This window comes from Synechococcus sp. BL107, assembly GCF_000153805.1.
In the GTDB taxonomy this organism is placed as follows: domain Bacteria; phylum Cyanobacteriota; class Cyanobacteriia; order PCC-6307; family Cyanobiaceae; genus Parasynechococcus.
In genome coordinates this window covers 407,742-428,167 of record NZ_DS022298.1, presented here as the reverse complement: position 1 = coordinate 428,167, position 20,426 = coordinate 407,742, and the positions used below count along the sequence as shown (strand labels likewise).

The 20,426-nt window shown below is 53.6% G+C and carries 21 protein-coding genes and 1 pseudogene; 15 read left to right on the top strand and 7 right to left on the bottom strand.

All coding sequences use genetic code 11. The features are described 5' to 3' along the window. The first annotated feature begins 68 nt into the window (after nt 1-68). The gene (locus BL107_RS02050) at nt 69-2,300 is read left to right on the top strand and encodes a nitrate reductase (RefSeq protein WP_009788605.1); all 2,232 of its coding nucleotides are present in this window, start codon (nt 69-71) and stop codon (nt 2,298-2,300) included. Here the strand turns inward: BL107_RS02050 and BL107_RS02045 are convergent. Beyond that, entirely contained in the window at nt 2,281-2,766 is a 486-nt protein-coding gene (locus tag BL107_RS02045) for a nitrate reductase associated protein (protein WP_369791576.1), read from the bottom strand. The two genes, BL107_RS02050 and BL107_RS02045, sit on opposite strands and share 20 nt — an antisense overlap. 281 nt (nt 2,767-3,047) lie before the next feature. Between BL107_RS02045 and BL107_RS02040 the strand changes: the two genes are divergently transcribed. The 5 genes from BL107_RS02040 (at nt 3,048) to BL107_RS02020 (ending at nt 6,720) form a co-directional block, all read left to right on the top strand. Beyond that, nucleotides 3,048-3,362, top strand: coding sequence for a hypothetical protein (locus BL107_RS02040; protein ID WP_009788602.1), 315 nt, complete (start codon nt 3,048-3,050; stop codon nt 3,360-3,362). A 39-nt stretch (nt 3,363-3,401) separates the two neighbouring features. Further along, nucleotides 3,402-4,097, top strand: a complete 696-nt coding sequence (locus tag BL107_RS02035) for a carbonic anhydrase (protein ID WP_009788601.1) — start codon at nt 3,402-3,404, stop codon at nt 4,095-4,097. Further along, on the top strand, nt 4,097-4,579 hold the full coding sequence (gene moaC / locus BL107_RS02030; protein WP_009788600.1) for a cyclic pyranopterin monophosphate synthase MoaC: 483 nt from the start codon (nt 4,097-4,099) through the stop codon (nt 4,577-4,579). The genes BL107_RS02035 and moaC overlap by 1 nt, the downstream gene beginning before the upstream one ends. After that, nucleotides 4,563-5,813: a gephyrin-like molybdotransferase Glp gene (gene glp / locus BL107_RS02025; protein ID WP_009788599.1), complete on the top strand. Its 1,251-nt coding sequence runs from the start codon at nt 4,563-4,565 to the stop codon at nt 5,811-5,813. Before moaC ends, glp begins: the two co-directional genes overlap by 17 nt. A 61-nt stretch (nt 5,814-5,874) precedes the next feature. Next, on the top strand, nt 5,875-6,720 hold the full coding sequence (locus BL107_RS02020; protein ID WP_009788598.1) for an NAD-dependent epimerase/dehydratase family protein: 846 nt from the start codon (nt 5,875-5,877) through the stop codon (nt 6,718-6,720). Here the strand turns inward: BL107_RS02020 and BL107_RS02015 are convergent. Together BL107_RS02015 and BL107_RS02010 are read right to left on the bottom strand one after the other, a co-directional pair. Then, a complete protein-coding gene (locus BL107_RS02015; protein ID WP_009788597.1) occupies nt 6,717-7,163 on the bottom strand; it encodes a molybdenum cofactor biosynthesis protein MoaE in 447 nt (148 codons plus the stop codon). The genes BL107_RS02020 and BL107_RS02015 overlap by 4 nt on opposite strands. After that, the gene (locus tag BL107_RS02010; RefSeq protein ID WP_369791562.1) at nt 7,156-7,452 is read right to left on the bottom strand and encodes a MoaD/ThiS family protein; all 297 of its coding nucleotides are present in this window, start codon (nt 7,450-7,452) and stop codon (nt 7,156-7,158) included. Before BL107_RS02010 ends, BL107_RS02015 begins: the two co-directional genes overlap by 8 nt. Between BL107_RS02010 and moaB the strand changes: the two genes are divergently transcribed. Next, nucleotides 7,439-7,972, top strand: coding sequence for a molybdenum cofactor biosynthesis protein B (moaB, locus tag BL107_RS02005; RefSeq protein ID WP_009788595.1), 534 nt, complete (start codon nt 7,439-7,441; stop codon nt 7,970-7,972). The genes BL107_RS02010 and moaB overlap by 14 nt on opposite strands. Here the strand turns inward: moaB and cobA are convergent. Then, nucleotides 7,950-8,744 (bottom strand): uroporphyrinogen-III C-methyltransferase, encoded by a 795-nt coding sequence (gene cobA / locus BL107_RS02000; RefSeq protein ID WP_009788594.1) that lies wholly within the window; start codon nt 8,742-8,744, stop codon nt 7,950-7,952. The two genes, moaB and cobA, sit on opposite strands and share 23 nt — an antisense overlap. Further along, nucleotides 8,732-9,631, bottom strand: a complete 900-nt coding sequence (locus BL107_RS01995) for a hypothetical protein (RefSeq protein ID WP_009788593.1) — start codon at nt 9,629-9,631, stop codon at nt 8,732-8,734. Before BL107_RS01995 ends, cobA begins: the two co-directional genes overlap by 13 nt. 260 nt (nt 9,632-9,891) lie before the next feature. Here BL107_RS01995 and BL107_RS01990 point away from each other — a divergent pair, with 260 nt between their 5' ends. From BL107_RS01990 to BL107_RS01980, 3 genes and pseudogenes are all read left to right on the top strand, one after another. Continuing rightward, a complete protein-coding gene (locus BL107_RS01990; protein WP_037987910.1) occupies nt 9,892-11,439 on the top strand; it encodes a ferredoxin--nitrite reductase in 1,548 nt (515 codons plus the stop codon). Nucleotides 11,440-11,707: 268 nt separating this feature from the next. Continuing rightward, a pseudogene (locus BL107_RS01985) lies at nt 11,708-12,594 on the top strand (formate/nitrite transporter family protein). 6 nt (nt 12,595-12,600) lie between these two features. Further along, nucleotides 12,601-13,329: a phage capsid protein gene (locus BL107_RS01980; protein WP_037987908.1), complete on the top strand. Its 729-nt coding sequence runs from the start codon at nt 12,601-12,603 to the stop codon at nt 13,327-13,329. Between the two features lie 65 nt (nt 13,330-13,394). Here the strand turns inward: BL107_RS01980 and cynS are convergent, their stop codons facing one another. Beyond that, nucleotides 13,395-13,835, bottom strand: a complete 441-nt coding sequence (gene cynS, locus BL107_RS01975) for a cyanase (RefSeq protein WP_071984220.1) — start codon at nt 13,833-13,835, stop codon at nt 13,395-13,397. 200 nt (nt 13,836-14,035) lie between these two features. Between cynS and BL107_RS12100 the strand changes: the two genes are divergently transcribed. Next, nucleotides 14,036-14,200 (top strand): cyanate hydratase, encoded by a 165-nt coding sequence (locus BL107_RS12100; RefSeq protein WP_071984219.1) that lies wholly within the window; start codon nt 14,036-14,038, stop codon nt 14,198-14,200. Nucleotides 14,201-14,281: 81 nt separating this feature from the next. After that, nucleotides 14,282-15,352 carry an anthranilate phosphoribosyltransferase family protein gene (locus tag BL107_RS01970; RefSeq protein WP_009788588.1) on the top strand — a complete coding sequence of 357 codons (1,071 nt, stop codon included), beginning with the start codon at nt 14,282-14,284 and terminating at the stop codon, nt 15,350-15,352. On the opposite strand, the gene BL107_RS01965 is transcribed toward BL107_RS01970, so the two are convergent. Continuing rightward, the gene (locus tag BL107_RS01965) at nt 15,319-15,780 is read right to left on the bottom strand and encodes a GNAT family N-acetyltransferase (protein ID WP_009788587.1); all 462 of its coding nucleotides are present in this window, start codon (nt 15,778-15,780) and stop codon (nt 15,319-15,321) included. The two genes, BL107_RS01970 and BL107_RS01965, sit on opposite strands and share 34 nt — an antisense overlap. Here BL107_RS01965 and BL107_RS01960 point away from each other — a divergent pair. The 3 genes from BL107_RS01960 to BL107_RS01950 all read left to right on the top strand — a co-directional run bounded on the left by BL107_RS01960 (nt 15,779) and on the right by BL107_RS01950 (nt 20,422). Next, on the top strand, nt 15,779-17,059 hold the full coding sequence (locus tag BL107_RS01960) for an MFS transporter (RefSeq protein ID WP_009788586.1): 1,281 nt from the start codon (nt 15,779-15,781) through the stop codon (nt 17,057-17,059). The two genes, BL107_RS01965 and BL107_RS01960, sit on opposite strands and share 2 nt — an antisense overlap. 43 nt (nt 17,060-17,102) lie before the next feature. Then, nucleotides 17,103-19,244 (top strand): polyphosphate kinase 1, encoded by a 2,142-nt coding sequence (ppk1, locus tag BL107_RS01955; RefSeq protein ID WP_009788585.1) that lies wholly within the window; start codon nt 17,103-17,105, stop codon nt 19,242-19,244. A gap of 191 nt (nt 19,245-19,435) precedes the next feature. Then, a complete protein-coding gene (locus BL107_RS01950) occupies nt 19,436-20,422 on the top strand; it encodes an RpoD/SigA family RNA polymerase sigma factor (RefSeq protein WP_011361027.1) in 987 nt (328 codons plus the stop codon). The last annotated feature ends 4 nt before the right edge of the window (nt 20,423-20,426 follow it).

Here is a 20,426-nt window from a genome sequence, read left to right as displayed (position 1 = left end):
CGCAGTGCTCTGACAGTGCAGCTGTACCCGGGGCCTCGACCCCGGGTTTTTGTTCTTCTTCTATTTGTATGACCCAAAGCCCCCGCAGCGTGCGCAGCCAATGCCCCTACTGCGGAGTGGGCTGCGGCCTGGAACTCTTGCCCCCTGCTGAGAAAGGTCGAGCCGTTCGTCGGGATGCGGAAGGCAACCCAATGTGGACAGCCCGTGGCGACCGGCAACATCCTTCAAGCCTCGGTCAGGTGTGCATCAAAGGTGCCACCGTCGGCGAGACCCTCGCCAGTGGTCGGCTCCGCCAACCACTATTTCGCAGCAGTTTCAATGACAATTTTGAAGCCATTAGTTGGGATGACGCTCTTGAGCGAATCACCAAGCAAATGGCCTGCAGTTTGGAGCGTCGAGGCAACGCTAATAGCATTGCGATGTATGGCTCTGGTCAGTTCCACACAGAGGACTACTACGTCGCCCAAAAGCTGATGAAGGGTGCCCTTGGCACCAACAACTTTGATGCCAACTCAAGGCTGTGCATGAGTTCAGCCGTGGCTGGATACACCCGAAGCCTCGGATCTGACGGCCCGCCCTGCTGCTACGACGACCTCGATCACTGCAGCGTGGCATTCCTGATTGGCACCAACACGGCCGAATGCCATCCCGTGTTGTTCCAGCGTCTACTCAAACGAAAAAAACGCAATCCCGGAAGCGTCACGATCGTCGTCGTCGATCCCCGCCGAACCGATACCGCTAAAGCAGCAGACATCCACCTACCAATTGCACCAGGAAGTGACCTTGCCTTGCTTCACGGCATCGCTCACCTGGTTCTTCGAGAAAACGGCCAAGACCCAGCATTCATTGATGACCACACCGAAAACTACGAAGCCTTTTTCGACGTCGTAGCCCGCTGGACACCAAGGCGCGTAGCCCGCTTCTGCAACCTCCCCGAAAAGCGATTACGGGAAGTGGCGCAATTATTCCACCGCCGTGAAAACGTCCTCAGCCTTTGGTCGATGGGGGTGAACCAGCGGCAAGAAGGCACCGCTGTGGTGTGCGGCCTGATCAACCTGCATTTACTCACCGGACAAATCGGCAAAGAGGGAGCTGGCCCCTTCTCTTTGACGGGGCAACCCAACGCCATGGGCGGCCGTGAAGCAGGTGGTCTATCCCACCTACTTCCGGGTTATCGGTTGGTCGCTAACGATCAACATCGGCAGGACGTTGAGCAAGCTTGGAAGTTTCCAGCCGGCAGCATCGCAGCCACACCCGGTCTTGCCGCTTGGCAACAGATCGAAGCGATGGAGAGGGGCGAGATCGACCTCTGGTGGGTGGCCGCAACCAATCCCCTCGTCAGCATGCCTGATCTGGACAGGGTGAAAGCTGCCATGAGCAAGTGTCCTTTGGTCGTGGTGAGTGAGGCCTACGCCGATTCCGAAACCTCCCATTACGCCCACTTACTCCTACCTGCCGCCCAATGGAGTGAGAAGGAAGGAGCCATGACGAACTCGGAGCGCAGAGTCACCTATTGCCCCGCTTACCGCCGCCGATTTGGCGAAAGCCGCCCGGACTGGGAAGTGTTTGCAGAGGTGGGACAACGACTCGGCTTCGAGAAGCAGTTCCGCTTCAACTCAGCCGCTGACGTCTATGCCGAATTTGCTGAGCTCACCCGAGGCCGACTCTGCGATATGTCTGGCCTCAGCCATGCCTTACTTGCAGAGGAGGGGCCTCAACAATGGCCATGTCCAAGCGAAAGCACCACCCCCCACGAATCCAAACGGCTCTACACCGACCATCGGTTTGCAACGCCATCCGGGCGCGCACGCTTCTCGATCGACCAACCGCTGGGCCTCGCTGAACCCCCATGCGACACCTATCCACTCGTGCTGACGGTGGGGCGCTACCTCGGGCAATGGCACACGATGACCCGCACTGGAAAAGTGGAGCGTCTGCGAAGCATGCATCCCGAACCCCTTCTAGAGATTCACCCCGGCGATGCCCAAGAACTCAACGTTGTAAACGGTGAATTGGCAGCGATCAGCTCTCGCCGTGGACACATCACCGCAACAGTGAAGGTGACCGACAAGATCCGACGCGGCTCCGTGTTCTTGCCGATGCACTGGGGCTTTACCCAAGAGAGCGCCTGCGAAGCCAACACATTGATGCACGATCAAGCCTGTCCTATTTCAAAGCAGCCCGAGCTGAAAGCCTGTGCTGTGATCGTGGCGGCGGCGGTGTCGGTGGTGAAGCCCATCGAACAAGAGAAGGGGCGGCTGGAAGCACTGCGCCGTCTGCTCACCCCAACACTTCGCTGAAGGCTGCCGCCAGGTTGTGATGGTCATGCCCAGGGCGGACCAACTTACAAAGACAAAATCGATCCAACTCAGACAAGTTCGCCCACTGCGCTGCAGTCAACCGCACCCCGCGCGCTGTCGCAGCATCAGCCACCTCAACCGGCATGGCATGAACTTGCTGCCATGGCGTATCCACGGCTGGAGCAAGATCCTTCGCCATGCCATCAGCCATCGATCGAGTCAGAGAGCGCAACGTCTCCCGACACTGTTCAAGGGCATCTGGAGCATCCGACCAATCCACCAATTCTTGGCGCTGGGTCTGCGACAGCTCCAACCAATGACTCAACTTCAGCTTCAGCCCCATTAAGTCCAATTTGCGCCGAACACAAAGTGGAATACAACGCCAAGTTCCCACAAAATCCCGCTCGAAAGCGAAGCAGTGATTGGCAGAGATAAGCGAACGTTTCATCACACCAGCATCAGCCATTAAGCGATTAATTTCACCAATGGTGTGCATGGTGACAACAGCTTTGGCTTGCATCAGCGATGTTCACCTTGTTACATAAATTGCATTGTGCGTCTCGCGATTTGTTTAGGAATGTTCCTCGGCATGTCCCACGGCTGGGTCATGGCAGAAACACGCTCAACTCAATATTCGAACGAGTGGAATATTTTAAAAACCGTTAATTCTGATACCAGTTTTTTCCCAAACCGTAGCCATTCATACCCTTCATTCGCATACTGAAGCTCTGACAACAGAGTTCAGGCGTGACAAGCAGCATCTCTTCCTCCAGCCGCAGTGCGGTCTCCATCGCAGCTGGATTCCTTGGGGCCTTCATCGTCGGCTCCCTGGCTGTGCAACTTGTGCACACCCAATCTCGCCAACTAAACAATGGCCAAGCTGATGTTGACCCTGTGATTGCCAGCCCCGCAACGCTTTGGGCCGCATTGGGCGAACGCGATACCGTCGTTGCACCCAGCGTCGCTGGAACCAACGTTGTGGCATCTCCGGCCCCTGCCATCAATATCGAACCTGTCGTGGGCTCCGAAGCAACGCTTTGGTCCACCCTTGGCGAACGCTAAATAACTTTAAAAACAGACTGGATTGAATAGTCTGTTGGCATGCGCTTGCATCGCCGAAAACTGCTCGAAACCTCTGCAGGTTTAGCCATCACAGCCTTCATCGGCGGGCAATCTGCGGCGGCTTCAACCGAGGGATCCTGCCAACCGAGAGATCCCTTAAAGAATTTGATGGAGGGCAACCACCGCTTCTCGAATGCTTGGCAAGAGGCAGGTCGCAACCCCTCCACCAATCTCGGAAGCGAACTCCAAAACAACCGCTGCTTCAACGCTCCACAAACGCTGATCAACGAGCAACATCCCTGGGCCACCCTGCTCACTTGTGCGGACTCACGCGTTTCTCCAAGCTGGATCTTCGACACCACACCTGGAGAACTTTTTGTAATTCGAAGCGCAGGCAACACTGCTTTTGATGCCGCAATCGCTTCGATCGAATACAGCGTGAGCATTCTGCAAACACCCCTGGTGATGGTGATGGGCCACAGCGGATGTGGCGCCATATCAACGGCCATGGGAAATAGTGCGTTAACTCCCTCTTTGGAGCGGCTGATCACCCCAATCCGCTCTCAAATCGCAGATAGCCCTGACCTGACAGCAGCCGTGCGCAGCAATGCGCTGGGAACAGCCACAACCTTGAGAGACAACAGCCCTTTGCTTCGTGAAGCGGAAGCCAAAGGCAGCTTGAAGCTGGTCGTGAGCTACTTCGATCTCCAAACAGGTGCCGTGACCTTGATCTAATGCAAAGCGACCGCAATCTGAGCCACCTCAACAGCAAAGGCGACGTGCACATGGTGGATGTTGGAGATCGACCCTCCAGCTATCGGGAAGCACATGCCCAAGGCAGCATCCAGATGGATCGGGAAACCTTGGACTTAATTCTGCGCGGAGAAACGCCAAAAGGTGATGTATTGGCTGTGGCTCGAATTGCAGCAATCCAAGCCGCCAAACGCACCTGGGAGCTGATTCCCTTGTGCCATCCGATTTCCTTGAGCGGAATGGACGTCGACATCCAACCCGACGAACACCTACCTGGACTAAGGCTGAATTGCCGATGTCGGACCACTGGGCCGACCGGCGTAGAAATGGAAGCCATGGTTGCGGTGTCCGTCGGACTACTCACCCTCTACGACATGCTTAAAGCGATCGATCCAGCCATGACGATTGGTTCGATTCAACTCATCCACAAGTCAGGGGGGCGCAACGGTGTCTGGAAGCGCTGAGCCCTACGGCATCGAGGGGCTGCCTCTCTTGGAGGCCCGAAATAAAATCCTCGCAGCCCTAAAGCCAACCCAAAAAACTGAAGCCGTTGCACTGAACCAAGCCTTGGGTCGCATCAACGCCGAACCTGTTGTTGCACCGGAGGCCATACCTGGATTCAGAGCATCAGTGATGGATGGCTACGCACTTGGACAGCAGACACAACCGCAACAAGGTGACCAATGGACGCTTCAAGGGCGATCCGCGCCAGGTGCTCCCTTCCAAGGGTCTTTAAACCCAGGAGAAGCGATCCGAATTCTCACAGGAGCCCCCTTACCTCCTGGAGCGGGATGGGTGCTGCCGCAAGAACTTGTGTGCACCCAAGACACGGAACTCAGCCTCGAAGGCAAAGCATCCGATAACCCTTGGATCCGCGCAGCCGATGAGGAGTGCAAAGCCGAAGATTGCCTTTTGGATCCAGGGCAACGCCTTACCCCAGCACTCCTCGGGCGTCTAGCCAGCTGCGGCATTGCCCAACTCTTGGTTTATCAACAACCCCGGATCGGCCTGATCATTAGTGGCGACGAACTAGTGCCAGCTGGAACTACAAGACCACCAGGCACCATTTGGGAAAGCAATGGAACACTGCTCATCGCACTGATCCAAACCCTTGGCCAAAAAGTGGATCACCATTACGTTGTCGCTGATGAACCGCAAACACTCCGCCAAACGCTGCAGGATTTAAGCAAGCAATGCGATGTCGTCGTCAGCACAGGTGGCGTCTCAGCAGGAGACAGCGACTGGATTCGACCGCTGGTGGCTGAACTTGGTGCCGTCGAATTCTGGAAGCTCTTCTTGAAGCCAGGTCGTCCCTTCGCTTTCGGCACCCTCGGGGACGGCGTCCCGTTCTTCGGCCTCCCAGGAAATCCAGTCGCCGCAGCCGTTACCGCCTTGCAACTGCTCTGGCCCGCACTGCAAGCCATCGAAGGCCAAACCACACCCGAACTTTTCCCACGCGTACGCGTCGAACTCACGGATCAGCTCCTACGTCGCCCCGGACGTCCCGAGTTGGCACGGGCTCGGTTAGACGTCGGCCCTTCAGGACAGTTGCTGGCACGCCTGAATGGATCACAAGCCTCCTCACGAATCGGATCCCTCGAAGGAGCGGATCTACTCCTCGAACTCCCAGCTGATGCAGACGACCTCAAAGCAGGGGACGAGCTGTGGGCTCAATTGATCCGACGAACCGTGTTCTGAAGTCTTCAATGACCTAAATCCTGTTGCAACACCTAGCGTCTCTGGCAACAACGGTGCAGGCATGAATCTCACCATCGTCGGTTGCGGCTTTGTCGGTCTCGCCTTGGCGCATCAACTTCAAGGGGAGCGATCACATCTCACTCTCACTCTCACTCTCACCACAACCCGAGAGGAGCGATTCGCTGAATTAGAGCCCCTTGCCGATCACGTGAGGATCTGCGATGCCAGCGATGCCATCTCCCTCAAGCAAGCCTTATGCGATGCAGAAGTCGCGTTGTTTTGCCTTGGACCTAAGGGCGATCGTCAAGTGGATGAAGATGGCTACCGAAACACCTTTATCGACAGCTTCCACTGCTTAACAAGCTTGCTTCCGCAACTCCCACAACTACGTCACATCATCTACACGAGTAGCTGTTCGGTCTACGGCGATGCACAAGGAGAGTGGGTTAGTGAATCAACCCCCACCAATCCCAGCAATGGTCATGGCGCTGTCTTGGTGGACAGTGAGGCTCTCCTGCAAACGATCGATCAACCAACGCGTCGAGTCTGCATTCTTCGCCTTGGCGCTCTCCATGGACCAGGCCGTGAATTCAAAGACCGCTTTCAAAACCTCGCCGGTCAGACACGACCTGGACGTGGGCAACAATTCACCAATTGGGTTCACGTTGATGACGTAGCAGGTGCCATTAAGGCTGCAATGACGGAAAAATGGAGTGGTGTCATCAATATCGTCAACGATCAACCGATCCGCATCGCGGAACTAATCGACAGAACCCTCTCAAGCGAAGGACTCGAGCCGATTCGATGGGTTGATGATCCCAAAACCGCAAGCAGTGGTCGTCGCGTTCGAAATACTCGTCTTCACGCCCTGGGCTACGTCCTAAAGCATCCAAAAGCGACGTTTTAAAGCGGCGTATTCCCGCTCAGCCAAGTGCCCTGGTCTGAAAACCACTCCCTCTTCCAAAAGGGTGCCTGATGCTTCAACGCTTCTAAAAGGTCACTACAACAACGCTGAGCGCAGCCACGGCGGTCTGCCTCAACGGCCACCAAAACAATGAGCTCACCGGGGAGCAACGTTCCAACGCGATGGAGAACCAACGCGCGCGTCGCTCCGTGGTGCTGCAGCTGTTCTCGGGCCAACTGCAAAAGCTGACGCTCACAAAAACCGGGGTAATGCTGCAACTCCAACGCCTGTAGAGGCTCACCATCAAGCGTCTGCGGACGCACGCGCCCAAGAAAAACTGCACTTGCAGCCGCAGCTCCAGCCCAACACTCCAACGCCTCAAAAGCGGAAAAGGGATCAGGCCGAATTTGCACCCGAATGGAATCGTCCTGTCCGATTTCAACCACCGGTAAAGGGGGGAAGAAAGGCCAATTCGTCACCAGCTCGCAGCGGCTGATCGGATCGAACCAACTCCTGGTTAACAGCCACACAGACAGACTCCAGAGGACCGAGCTCCAACTGATCCCACACCTGGGCTGCTGTGAGTCCCGCTTCTGAGACCGGGATGCTTCGCTCCTCCCAGCCAGCACGATCTCGCAATGACGCGAACAACAGCACCCGAAGCACAGAGGCCAAAACCGACTGATGCGGTTCTAGCGTCCAGATCACTTGCTGCCAGCGCGTGAGTTTGGCCATCGCACTTTTAACCATCTCCGATAGCAGAACCCTCGCGGATGATCCCAGTGGCGATCGGCTCCAACAACAGTTGGAATCGGCGGATCATCTCCTCACCGAACGCCGTCTCTGTCCGGATGACCGCTACATCATCCGAGCTGAACTGAGCCGTTGGATCGCAGACCCCGGCGTGGATGTTGTGATCACCTGTGGCGGTACAGGCCTGACGGGACGTGACGGAACTCCCGAAGCCATTACCCCCCTTTTAGACAAGACCATCGATGGATTCGGGGAGCTCTTCCGCGTGTTGTCGTTCGAGACGATTGGCACCAGCACTTTGCAAAGCCGATGTCTTGCTGGTGTTGCCAATGGCACCTTTGTCTTCGTGCTTCCAGGCTCCCTTGATGCCGTCGAAACCGCCTGGACAAAACTGATTCGCTCTCAGCTCGATGAGACCACAAGGCCTTGCAACCTGGCCCAACTTCGATCTCGCCTGCGGGAATCCGCCACAAAGCGCGTCAAAAAGGAATCGGCATCGTGACCGCAGCAGGCTTGGGTCTGCAAGCTTCAACCTGCTGATCGATCACGTCTCCCACCACCACAATCGAAGGAGACTTGAACTTCTGCTCTCGCGTCGCAACAGCCACCTCCGACAACGCAGCCTTAAGACAGCGTTGGCCTTCCACCGTGCCTTGCTGAATCACAGCAACAGGAGTGTTATCCGCAAGACCACCAGCGATTAACTCCTCTGCAATTTTGGGCAAATTGTGAAGCCCCATGTAAATCACAAGTCCATCACTGGCCTTGGCCAAAGCACGCCAATCAACAGATGGCCTGCGTTTATCAATTTCCTCGTGGCCGGTGACAAACGTCACCGACGACCCTGATCTGCGATGGGTGACAGGAATTCCGGCGTAGGCAGGGGCCGCGATCCCGGCTGTAACTCCGGGAACAACTTCCACAGGAATATTGCGCGCCGCCAAATATGCAGCCTCCTCACCGCCACGGCCAAACAGAAACGGGTCACCACCCTTCAAACGCACAACGCATTCGTGTCGTTTCGCCATGTCCACAAGCACTGCATTGGTGCTGGGCTGAGGCACGGAGTGGTGTCCGCGTCGCTTTCCAACGAATTGGCGTTCGCAATGCTGAGGAACGAGATCGAGCACTTCCTTCGGCACAAGGGAGTCGTAAACCAAGGCATCACATCGCGTCAGCAAGCGATGGGCCTTCAGCGTGAGCAGTTCTGGATCACCAGGGCCAGCACCCACCAAATACACAGTTCCTGGGTTGGAGTCAGTCACGGCAAGCATGCGAGCAAATCGAGAAGGCCCTCACGAATCGAGGGGTGTTCCAGCAGTGGTGGTGGAGCATCGACTTGACGCAACGACTCCGTCATTCGATTGGGGGCAAGCGCGAGAGGAATTGGTCGAGCATCAGCGTGCTGAGTCTGATGCTCAGGCCAGCAATCGAACGAAACCAACGGAAGGTTCAAGGAGACCGACAACATCGCTAAAAAACGATCGGCAACCCCTTCACGCAGGGGATGGTGCACCAACACAGAACCTGGCTCACGCTGACGCTGAATAGAAGACGCCACCAGGCCCCACCAAAGAGGCCACGCACCAAGAAAGGGCAGCATCGTGACCCTCGCTCCGTCGATGCGCAAGCGCTGACGAATCGCCGGCACATCAGTTCGCGCATGGGCCCCAGGCCAAAGAAGCAACGGGAGTAAAAGAAGTGGACGATCGGGGACGCATGGGCACTCCTCCGCCGTGAGTGCTTGCAATTGAACTGGTGCTGAACGCTTGCCCTGCAAGTCGTCGACAAAAGACGACAAACATGCCGGCACCACTCCACCCGAGCGACCGTGCACAACCATGCGAAGCGCAAACTGCTGCGACGCAGAAGAACGATTCCGTAACAACGGCCACGGATCAACTACCAGGTCCCCTGGTGTCATCACCCTGGTATCTCCGCTGTCGAATCCATGACGCGCCGTCGCTACACCGATCGTGCTCCATTGACGAGCCGGTCGTATCGGAACCATTCCGATAGGGAGTTCGTCCAACAAAGGCGCTACCCCTCCGACGAGCCTCGAGTTCCCAGCGAGCTGGATCGAGACATCGCGGCCATGAAACGTGTCTGGCAGATGGTCCGAGCCGGAGCGATTCGGATGGTTGGCGAAATAGGACGCCAATACTGAGTAACGGCAAACTGCCTTTTACGCCTCCGCGACAACACCAAGATGTAGCCAAAGTAACCAAAATCAAGCCAGATCAAGCAAGACGAAGTGGATTTCCAAACGGTCTAATTCGCTACCGACCAAAAGGGCATTGACGAGGTTAATGGTATCGAGTCAGCACATAAGACCTCAACGATGGACTGCTAACCAAATACACAAGCAACTCACCAAGTACCTCTAAATCGAGCAATTACTCCCTCTGATTGGCCGACACCATGACAGCAAGTTCCCCAACCAAGCCTTATCTAGAGGGCAAGAAGCTCAACAAAATTGAGCAAAATAAAGCCAATAAAGATGGTCTACTCGTTGGCAGCGAAATTGATCAATTCGCTGAGCTGGGCTGGGAACAAGTTGATGAAACAGATTTACAACTCCGTCTGAAGTGGTATGGGATGTTCTGGCGCCCCAAAACACCGGGCAAGTTTATGCTTCGCCTTAGAGTTCCCAACGGTGTTTTGTCAGCTCAGCAGCTCAGAGTTATTGCATCAATTGTTGAGCGTTACGGAGAAAATGGAAGCTGCGATATCACGACTCGTCAAAATCTTCAACTTCGTGGCGTTCTCCTCGGAGATTTTCCTGAAATCCTAAAACGTTTAAAAGAAGCAGGATTGAGTTCAATTCAGTCTGGCTTCGATAACCCTCGCAATGTGACTGGCAATCCTCTGGCAGGAATCGATCCCGAAGAAATTATCGACACACGACCATACACAACCGAGCTTCAGAACTTCCTCACGAATAATTGTGAGGGAAATCCCGAATTTTCCAACCTTCCACGCAAATGGAACACCGCCGTTGCCGGATCAAAAGATAATTTTTTACTTCATAACGACATTATTTTCCATCCCGTAGAGCACAACGGTGTGATGGGATTTGGGGTTTGGATAGCTGGGATTCTTTCCTCACAGCTCAATGCTTATGCACTACCTCTGAATGCTTGGGTAACGCCCGATCAGATCTGTGACATGACTGCAACGGTCGTCAAAATCTGGCGTGACAACGGCGAGCGTGACAAACGGCCCAAAGGACGCTTCCGTCTGTATCTCGATGAAGTGGGACTCGATGCCTTCAGGGCAATGGTGGAAGAACGCTTCGGCCCCCTCACCCCGGATCCCGGTTCTGTCTTTAATGCAGAGCCCCGTTCTCATTATGGGATCCACCCTCAAAAACAAGAAGGTCTTTCCTTTGCAGGCTTGCACGTTCCAGTAGGGCGTTTAACAGCTCAAGATCTTCATGATTTATCCACAGCTAGCCTTCAATATGGCAGCGGAGAAATACGACTCACAGAAGACCAAAATGTCATTCTCGTTGGCATTTCAGAGAACACAGTCGGCGCACTGAAAGCAGATCCTTTACTACAACGTTTTCCTTTAGAGCCTGGCACCATTGCAGCAGGAACAGTGTCTTGCACAGGCAGCACCTACTGCAGCTTTGCACTCACCAATACCAAAGATCAAGCTCTCAAAGCAGCCCATGAACTGGATGCTGAACTGAACCTTCCCGACGAGCTGAAAATTCATTGGACAGGCTGCCCCAATACTTGCGGCCAGGCTTACATGGGCGCGATCGGACTCACTGGCACCAAAGCGAAAAATAGCGATGGTGTGATGGGTGAGGGCTACACCATCACCATCGGCGGTTCACAAGGAGCCAATCCAACTCTTGGTGAGCTACATCAAAAATCTGTACCAGCTGAACAGATTAAATCGGTATTGAAAGACGTCCTCATCGAACAGTTCGGCGCCACAGAAAAACTTAAACACTGAGTCCCAACTCTTAAGGCAATGATCGTGGCGCTTTTTTATGAAGCCACGGCTCTGTACAAGAACTCGTCATTCTTCCGCCCCTTACACCGTCACAATGGCTTCCCAAAACGATCTCTTCTCTCGTTTCGTCAACTGGCTGAGCTCCAGCGGAGCAGACAAGACCGCTGTATCTCGTGATGGCGGCAACTCAGATCTTTTTTCACGCTTTATGAACCGCATCAGCGGTTAATCAACCCGACCTTCCTCATTTGATTTCACCACGACTCTGATGGATTACGTCCTTCCGAATGAACTTGTCGACGGCATGATTACTGCCGGCGGCAAAAAGGCAACAGTCAGCATTAAAACTTGCTGATTCGTGGCTTTTACTCCGGCGCCATTCTTGGATTGGCTGTGATTCTTGCGCTCACAGTTGGAATCCTGACAAAATTACCCTTTGTTGGCTCCTTACTCTTCCCCTTCGGTTTCGCCAGCATCGTGCTCTTTGGCATGGAACTCGTCACCGGAAACTTTGCTCTACTTCCCATGGCAACTTGGGCGGGCAAGAGCACCTGGGGAGCCACTTTCCGCAACTGGACTTGGGTGTGGATTGGTAATTTCATTGGTACCGCAGTTGTTGCGCTGATCATGGCCGTCAGCCTGACCAGCGGAACAATGGATGCTTCTGCCGACAACATTGGGCCACCAATATGGGACCTAGTTGCTCAAAAAATCGTTGCTCTCAATCAAATCAACGTTGAGAAAAAGTACGAAGCACTGGGCAGCATGGGCTTCTTCCTCGCTTTCCTTCGTGGCGTTGTTGCGAACTGGTTGGTGTGTCTTGGCGTCACCATGGCTTTGGTCAGCAAAAGCGTTCCAGGCAAGCTTCTCGCCTGTTGGCTACCGATCACTGCATTCCAAACAATGGGCATGGAGCACATCGTGGTAAATCAGTTCTTACATACGGCTGGTCCAATACTTGGATCTGGAGTTCCTTTTACAAAAGTAATATTTTGGAACTTCCTGCCTGTCACTCTCGGCAATATCATCGGAGGAATGGTGTTTATTGGCATGCTCTTCTACAGCACCCATCGCACCACCATGGAGAACGTGCTCCCCACCGAGCACGATGACAAACTGGAACGTGAATTGGCAGCCGAGCTTGGTGCCCGCTAACAAACCATGCATAGTGACGAGTCCGTTCTTTGGGAGCGGCTCGCGCAATCAAGACAGGCTCCTTTAGAGCCTTCCTGGCTGGGGGAGAACTACTCCCCCAGCCTTTCTATTGATCTGCGTCGAGCGATCTGCGAAAAACTAGGAATGCTCGCTGAACGAGGCTGGCCAATCATCCAGTTTCTATTGCAAGAGCATGGCTTAGAGCCAGATTTAGTCATGGCTGCTGGTCTCAGCCACCAACCTGAATCTCGCGATTGGCTAGTTCAACAACTCCATAGCGGTGAGCAGCACGATGACAATCTTCAGCTAACCCTTGTACAAGCACTGTCGTGCTGGGGTGCCGATGTTCCACAGCACATCGTGATGGACTGCCTCAAGCATCCAGCACAACAACAACGGCTAGCAGGACTGCAATTGCTAGTTTTTCGTGCCTACACCTTGAACGATCAGAACCTTCTCAACCTCTGCGAACCAGCCCTTCAAGACTTTCGCGATGCCGTAGTGGTTGCTGCGATTCGTTTACTTCAACGGCGCGATGGTGCTGCGATTTCTGAACGATTATCTGAGTTATCAGAAACTGGTTCTGACTCCATTTCCGATGCTGCAATACGTGCTCTGGGCTGCATTGGAACATCAACCAGTCAACGTTGCTTGCTTGAAATAAGCCAATCGCTGACTAATGAAAAACGTCGAAAAATGGCCAGCCAACAGCTCGCTCAACAATTCCGAAACTAAGCAAAAAAAGCCTGGCAAATACCAGGCTCTGGGAAATATTTTTGATAGCTATTAACCTAGACAGCTCACCACTTTTTGTAGGGAAGAAATTTTCCACACATCGTAATTTTTACACGGTCACCTTTTGAATCTTCCACTTTATCAACATCAAGCGTAAAGTCGATTGCACTCATAATGCCATCACCAAAATGCTCTTGAATTACATCTTTAAGGGGCATTCCATAAACTTGCATGATCTCATAAAAGCGATAAATCAAGGGATCAGTTGGGATAACGGGATCCAAGCTGCCCTTCACTGGAAACTCCTGCAACGCTGCCGTTGTAGCGGAATCAAGAGACAATAAACCAGCTAACTTCTCCGCTTCTTCCTTCGATGCTGTGGCCTGGCCATAAAACAAAGAAGCAATCCAAACTTCATCCAGCCCCATCGCAGACTCAAGGTCAGCAAAACTGAGACCCTTGGCTTTTTTGGCCACCATCAATGATTCAGTTACGGAAACAGTCATGGAAAATACAAAAGGAAATCAAACTGCTTTAAAAATTGCATTCCTCTCAAGGAACGTCCGAGCAGTGAAGTAACTGTTGCGTCCTTTGGAGTGAAGATATGCAGCCTCCGCTACAAAAACAGAGATGCTTTTTGCAGCTTTAATCACAACATGGGCACACCGTTCTAATGGAAAATATAGATATCGATTGAAAACAGAACATGAGCCAACTACTACGGTCGCTTTCTTCCTTACTGGGCAGCCAGCAAACCAACAATGCAACGTTGACGAGCTTGGTTCTCGAACGTCTTTATTACGCAGACGGGCGTCACCATCCAGAGCACCCCAAGCATGGAAGCTTCCAAGGACTGTCAACTGTTACCTAAGTCCGACCTAAATTTGTAACAACGGCAACACCCAGGCAGGTCATCGCTGCAGAACACTTTGTTGACCTGGAGATCAAGCCTTTGACTGACGCCAAAGCCTCCGGCAAAGAGCGGTTCAAGAGTCACCTCCGCAAAGTTGGCAGCGGAGAACACACCAGCAAAGGACTCAGTCGAGAAGAAGCGGCAGAAGCTCTCGATCTCATGCTTCAGCAGGAAGCAACCCCGGCTCAAATCGGCGCTTTTCTGATTGCCCATCGCATCCGTCGTCCGGAGCCGCAGGAGCTCACGGGGATGCTCGACACGTACCGACGCCTTGGTCCGAAACTCCACTCCAAAACCGGCAGCATTGCACCGGTGTGCTTCTGCATGCCCTTCGACGGACGCAAGCGCACGGCACCGATCTATCCCCTCACCGCTCTTGTCCTGTTAGCAAGCAGCCAACCGGTGGTTCTGCAAGGAGGGGATCGAATGCCTGTCAAATATGGCGTGACCGCCATCGATCTCTTCCGAGAGTTAGGTGTTGAGCTCAGTGGACTCTCTCTCTCCGCCGTGCAGGCGGGTCTGGACAGCAACGGCTTCGCGTTGGTGCATCAACCCGATCACTTCGCCATCGCCGAAAGCTTGATTAGTTACCGCGAGGAATTGGGTAAACGCCCCCCCGTCGCCAGCCTTGAACTGCTCTGGACCCCCCATCAGGGTGAACACCTCTTGATCAGCGGCTTCGTCCACCCTCCAACCGAAAGTCGGGCATGGGAAGCACTCCGCCTTGCCGAAGAAGCCAAGGTGGTGACCGTGAAAGGTTTGGAAGGCGGAACCGACCTGCCCATCGGGCGCGCCTGCATCACCGCACGAATCGATCACGGCCAGCAACAACGTCTGATTCTTCACCCGCGAGACCACGGCTGCCATGAAGCAGATCCTGAATGGACCAATCCCGCAACCTGGGCGCAACAGGCCCTTGCAGCACTCAACAACGGCGGGCCTCTACTGAACGCCTTGCGCTGGAATGCTGGTGTCTATCTTTGGTTCGCTGGCCAAAGCGCAAGCCTCGAGGCTGGTCTTGAACGTGCGCAAGAGATGCTCCAAAACGGCTCAGCTCTCACGGCCTTGCATCAACTTCAGGCGTGGAGCAAATCCTTGACCATGCGATAGCGCTCGAATTCCACACCGCCAATCGCAATGGTTTCTGGTGCAACCAATCGCCAGCCGAAATGTTCAAGCAAAGGACGGCTGAACTGACTCGCCTCGGTCGTGAGCTGATTCAAACCACAGCTCATGGCGTCTAGCTCAATCTGGACCAGGAGCTGCGAGGCATGGCCTTGGCGTGCTGCTGATCCTCGGCAGTACAAAAGCGCCAACCGGGTTGCGGGATAACGGATCGCAAAAGCAGCACCCGCACCACTGATCCAACCCGATCCCTCCTGAAAGGTGCGATCAAGCACTCCCGGCAACCAGGCCAAAGCCGACCAGGCCTGAACCTGCTGCTGCGAATAAAGCATCCCAGCCTGCGATTCGATCGCATCGGCATAGATGTCGCGCAAGAGAGATTGGTCGTTGGGTGTGATCCGGCGCAGGGCCATGGACACGGCCTGTGGGAATGTGAGTCTCCTCCGGCCACCGGTCGATTTGCAGCGTCCCCGCATACCAACACTGCTGAGCGCATTTTTAACGCTGCTCAACGATCGACTAAGCGAAAGCATCGTCTTTCCCCTGCTGCCCTTCCTGTTGGCACAGTTCGCGCCGAATGGACGAACGCTCGGGCTCTTAGCCGGTAGCTATGCGTTGTCTCAATTCCTGGTCACTCCACTCATCGGAGCCCTTAGCGACCGCTATGGGCGAAGGCCCGTAATCGCCATTTGCGTAGCGGGATCTGTAGTTGGACTGGGTCTGTTTGCAATCACCCTCAGCGTGCCTTGGCCAGAAGCGAGTTTGTGGCCCTTAATCTTGTTATTCAGCGCACGCGTCATCGACGGCATCAGCGGAGGGACGGCAGCGACCGCCTCAGCGGTTCTGGCCGATATCAGCTCCCCGGAACAACGGGCCCGCACCTTTGGCCTCATCGGGGTGGCCTTCGGGCTGGGCTTCATTTTGGGACCCTTCCTCGGAGGTCAGCTCGCACAGATCGCCGTTCCACTACCCATTTGGGTCGCGACAGGTTTCGCTTGCCTGAACTTGCTGGTGGTTCTCACCTTGCTGCCAGAAACCCACCCAGTCGAAGAACGCCAAGATCTGCCACAACGTCGAGACCTCAATCCATTTCGGCGCATTGGTCAGGTGCTGATCAACCCAAGCGTTGGCCGGCTGTGCGGCGCATTTTTTCTGTTCTTCCTTGCCTTCAACGGTTTCACGGCAATTCTGGTGCTGTATTTCAAGCAACGGTTCGGATGGGGACCCGAACTTTCCACCACAGCCTTCCTCGTTGTGGGTGTTGTAGCGACCGTCGTCCAGGGAGGCTTAATCGGTCCATTGGTTCAGCGCTTTGGTGAATGGAAACTCACCCTGTTCGGACTAGGCCTCGTCATTGCGGGTTGTCTGTTAATTCCAGCCGTCGGGGCAACCGATCGAGCGCCCGCCATTTTCTGCTCAGTCGGGATCTTGGCCCTTGGAACCGGGCTCGTCACACCAAGTTTACGAAGCCTAGTGTCACGAAGACTGAGTAATGAAGGACAAGGAACTGCACTCGGCAGCTTGCAAGCACTGCAAAGTTTGGGAAGTTTTCTGGGCCCACCAATTGCAGGAATCAGCTACGACCTTCTTGGACCGACCAGCCCCTTCGTGCTCGCCGCAACACTCCTCGTCATCGTCATCGCATTAGTTTCCAGAAGTCCACTCACCAAAAACCTTCAACTGAGTACTTGATTGCTACCTTTCAACACTCAGCATTGGATCCTTAACCATCCCCATGTGTGCAGCTGCCCTCAGTCCAGATGAATACATCAATAGGGAGCTGAGTTGGATTGCGTTTAACCAGCGGGTCTTAGCCCAAGCGCTCGATCAGCGCACTCCATTACTAGACCAAGCCAAATTCAGTGCAATTTTTAGCAATAATCTCGATGAATTCTTCATGGTGCGAGTTGCATCTCTGAAGTCACAAGTAGAAGCTGGGATCAGCACGCCTAGCGAAGATGGCCAAACACCTTTTGAACAACTTCAAACGATTCGCGAGCATTTATTGCCACTTTTAAAGCAACAGCAAGAACATTACCGATACCAACTGAAGCAGCAATTAAGAGATCACAACGTTCAACTACTTGATTACGCGCAACTCAATCAACCCCAATGCGCCTGGGTTGATGACTATTTCCAAACCTCAATCTTTCCCGTTCTCACCCCCCTGGCTGTCGATCCCGCCCATCCGTTTCCCTTCGTGAGCAACCTCAGTCTGAACGTGGCGGCGGTCGTGAGAGATCCCGAAACTGACCAACGGCAACTGGCAAGGATCAAAGTTCCGAAAAAAAATCTCCCACGCTTTGTTGCCATTCCATCGCAACTCAGCAATGACAATCCGGAACCGATCCACACGGCAATTCCTGTCGAACAGGCGATCGCCTTCAATCTCGAACTGCTCTTTCCTGGCATGACCATTGAAGGACATTATTTTTATCGAGTCACCCGTGATGCCGACCTGGAACTCAGAGATTTAGAAGCAGACGATTTAATGCTTGCCCTTGAACAAGGTCTTCGAAAACGTCGCATGGGTGGCGAGGTTGTGCGCTTAGAAGTTGCGAATGAAATGCCAGGTGATGTGATCGATATGCTGATGACGGGGCTCAATGTTGAAGAGGCTGATCTCTACAAAATTGATGGTCCTTTAGGGCTTGATGATCTCTTTGGCCTAACAGGTCTGCCAATTTCAAAACTAAAAAGCAAGTCTCACACTGGACAAACACCAAGCACCCTTGCAAGAACTCAGCAGAACCTGATTGATGAAGGCGCGATTAAACCCGAAGAATTTGAAACTATTTTTTCCGTGATGCGTCAACAGGACATCCTGTTACATCACCCCTACGACCTCTTCTCAACAACAGTTGAGGAGTTCATCAACCAAGCGGCCGACGACCCAAAGGTGATGGGCATCAAAATGACCCTGTATCGCACCTCAACTGACTCGCCAATCATCGCAGCCCTGATTCGCGCCGCAGAAAATGGCAAACAAGTCATGGCTCTCGTGGAGCTAAAAGCTAGATTTGATGAAGACAATAATATTCAATGGGCGAGACATCTAGAACGATCTGGAGTGCACGTTGTCTATGGAGTTTTAGGACTAAAAACACATACAAAGATCGTGCTCGTTGTTCGCAAAGAAAAGGAAAAGCTCCAGAGCTACGTCCACATTGGAACGGGTAATTACAACTCAAAAACATCAAAGCTTTACACAGATTTGGGACTATTATCAACACGTCCAGAGCTGGGCAAAGATCTAGTAGAACTGTTTAACTACCTCACAGGCTTCTCCAAACAACAGAGTTTCCGAAGGCTTCTTGTTGCCCCAGTCACCCTCCGGAAGGGCATGGAGTCTCTGATCCGTCGTGAAATTGATCACGCCAAGGCAGGTCGACAAGGGGTTATTCGAGCAAAAATGAATTCACTTGTCGACCCAGACATTATCGCACTGCTCTACGAAGCATCACAGGTTGGCGTTCAAATTGAACTCATTATCCGCGGAATGTGCAGTCTTATTCCAGGGCGCGAAGGTCTCAGCGACAACATCAAAGTGATCAGCATTGTGGGCCAGTTCTTGGAACATTCACGCATCTTCTGGTTTGCCAATGGTGATGAGCCTGAGGCTTATATCGGAAGCGCCGATTGGATGACTCGCAATTTGGATCGGCGCGTCGAAGCCATTACACCGATTGAAGAACCTGCCTTGCGCCGCAAGCTCGAACGCTTGCTCGACCTCTATATCCAAGACAATCGAGGTGCTTGGGATATGCATGTTGATGGAAGCTTCACGCAACGCATGCCGGGAGATGATCAACCCGAATGCAATTCCCAAATTCAACTCACAAGCCTGTGGAGCCGAGGACTTCATCCAGGGCAGTAAAACGCAAGGAAACAATAAGTAATTTGTGATTTTAGCTACAGACTATTTTTTGCTCTAGTGGATTTTGCTTTTTAAGGCACTGAATAAGGACAAACCGTGGAATATTGTTTCCGGAAATTCTTCCGATTCCCTTCAGTTACCGTCTAGACCTAGTGCTAAATTCTGAGCAAATTTAATAGGAGACCAGGGTGATGGGGATCCCTCTGGAGACTTCCAAGTCGACAACTCAGTCGACCAGGAAGCAGCCTGCTTTGCCGTCCACCGGACGCCGCTCAGCTTCACGTCAAAGTGGACGCTTAGCAACAGACTCCATTGGCTTTTACTTGAGCAGTATTGGACGCGTTCCACTGCTCACTGCAGCCGAAGAAATTGAGCTCGCCCATCATGTCCAAGACATGAAGCAGCTGAAAGAGTTGCCACAAGAGGAACTCACCTCCCGGCAAAAACACAAGATCCGGATGGGAAAGCGCGCCCGCGATCGAATGATGGCAGCCAACCTGCGACTGGTTGTGAGCGTTGCCAAGAAGTATCAAAACCAAGGTTTGGAATTGCTCGACCTCGTTCAAGAGGGAGCGATTGGCCTTGAGCGTGCCGTCGATAAATTTGATCCGGCCATGGGATACAAATTTTCAACATATGCCTACTGGTGGATACGCCAAGGCATGACGCGCGCCATCGACAACAGCGCAAGAACGATTCGTCTACCGATTCATATCAGCGAGAAATTATCAAAAATGCGCCGGATCTCCCGGGAGCTCTCGCATCGCTTTGGCCGTCAGCCCAACCGTCTTGAGCTGGCCAGTGCCATGGGCATCGAGCCACGTGAACTAGAAGATCTGATCACCCAAAGTGCTCCCTGCGCATCCCTCGATGCCCATGCCCGAGGGGAAGAAGATCGCAGCACCCTTGGTGAACTCATTCCCGATCCCAACGGGGAAGAGCCCATGGAAGGCATGGATCGAAGCATCCAAAAGGAACATCTTGGAGGCTGGCTCTCTCAACTCAATGAGCGCGAACAGAAAATTCTTCGACTCCGTTTTGGTCTCGGAGGAGAAGAGCCATTAACCCTCGCGGAAATCGGTCGACAGATCAACGTATCTCGCGAACGCGTGCGTCAGTTAGAAGCAAAAGCAATCTTGAAACTCCGCACAATGACCAACCATCAGCAAGCCGCCTGATTGC

Coding starts and splice junctions, on each gene's coding strand:
- BL107_RS02050 (WP_009788605.1), top strand. CDS start 69: ATGACCCAAAGCCCCCGCAGCGTGCGCAGCCAATGCCCCTACTGCGGA.
- BL107_RS02045 (WP_369791576.1), bottom strand. CDS start 2,766: ATGGCTGATGCTGGTGTGATGAAACGTTCGCTTATCTCTGCCAATCAC.
- BL107_RS02035 (WP_009788601.1), top strand. CDS start 3,402: ATGCGCTTGCATCGCCGAAAACTGCTCGAAACCTCTGCAGGTTTAGCC.
- moaC (WP_009788600.1), top strand. CDS start 4,097: ATGCAAAGCGACCGCAATCTGAGCCACCTCAACAGCAAAGGCGACGTG.
- BL107_RS02020 (WP_009788598.1), top strand. CDS start 5,875: ATGAATCTCACCATCGTCGGTTGCGGCTTTGTCGGTCTCGCCTTGGCG.
- BL107_RS02010 (WP_369791562.1), bottom strand. CDS start 7,452: ATGGCCAAACTCACGCGCTGGCAGCAAGTGATCTGGACGCTAGAACCG.
- cobA (WP_009788594.1), bottom strand. CDS start 8,744: ATGCTTGCCGTGACTGACTCCAACCCAGGAACTGTGTATTTGGTGGGT.
- BL107_RS01990 (WP_037987910.1), top strand. CDS start 9,892: ATGACAGCAAGTTCCCCAACCAAGCCTTATCTAGAGGGCAAGAAGCTC.
- BL107_RS01980 (WP_037987908.1), top strand. CDS start 12,601: ATGCATAGTGACGAGTCCGTTCTTTGGGAGCGGCTCGCGCAATCAAGA.
- cynS (WP_071984220.1), bottom strand. CDS start 13,835: ATGACTGTTTCCGTAACTGAATCATTGATGGTGGCCAAAAAAGCCAAG.
- BL107_RS12100 (WP_071984219.1), top strand. CDS start 14,036: ATGAGCCAACTACTACGGTCGCTTTCTTCCTTACTGGGCAGCCAGCAA.
- BL107_RS01960 (WP_009788586.1), top strand. CDS start 15,779: ATGGACACGGCCTGTGGGAATGTGAGTCTCCTCCGGCCACCGGTCGAT.
- BL107_RS01965 (WP_009788587.1), bottom strand. CDS start 15,780: ATGGCCCTGCGCCGGATCACACCCAACGACCAATCTCTCTTGCGCGAC.
- ppk1 (WP_009788585.1), top strand. CDS start 17,103: ATGTGTGCAGCTGCCCTCAGTCCAGATGAATACATCAATAGGGAGCTG.
- BL107_RS01950 (WP_011361027.1), top strand. CDS start 19,436: ATGGGGATCCCTCTGGAGACTTCCAAGTCGACAACTCAGTCGACCAGG.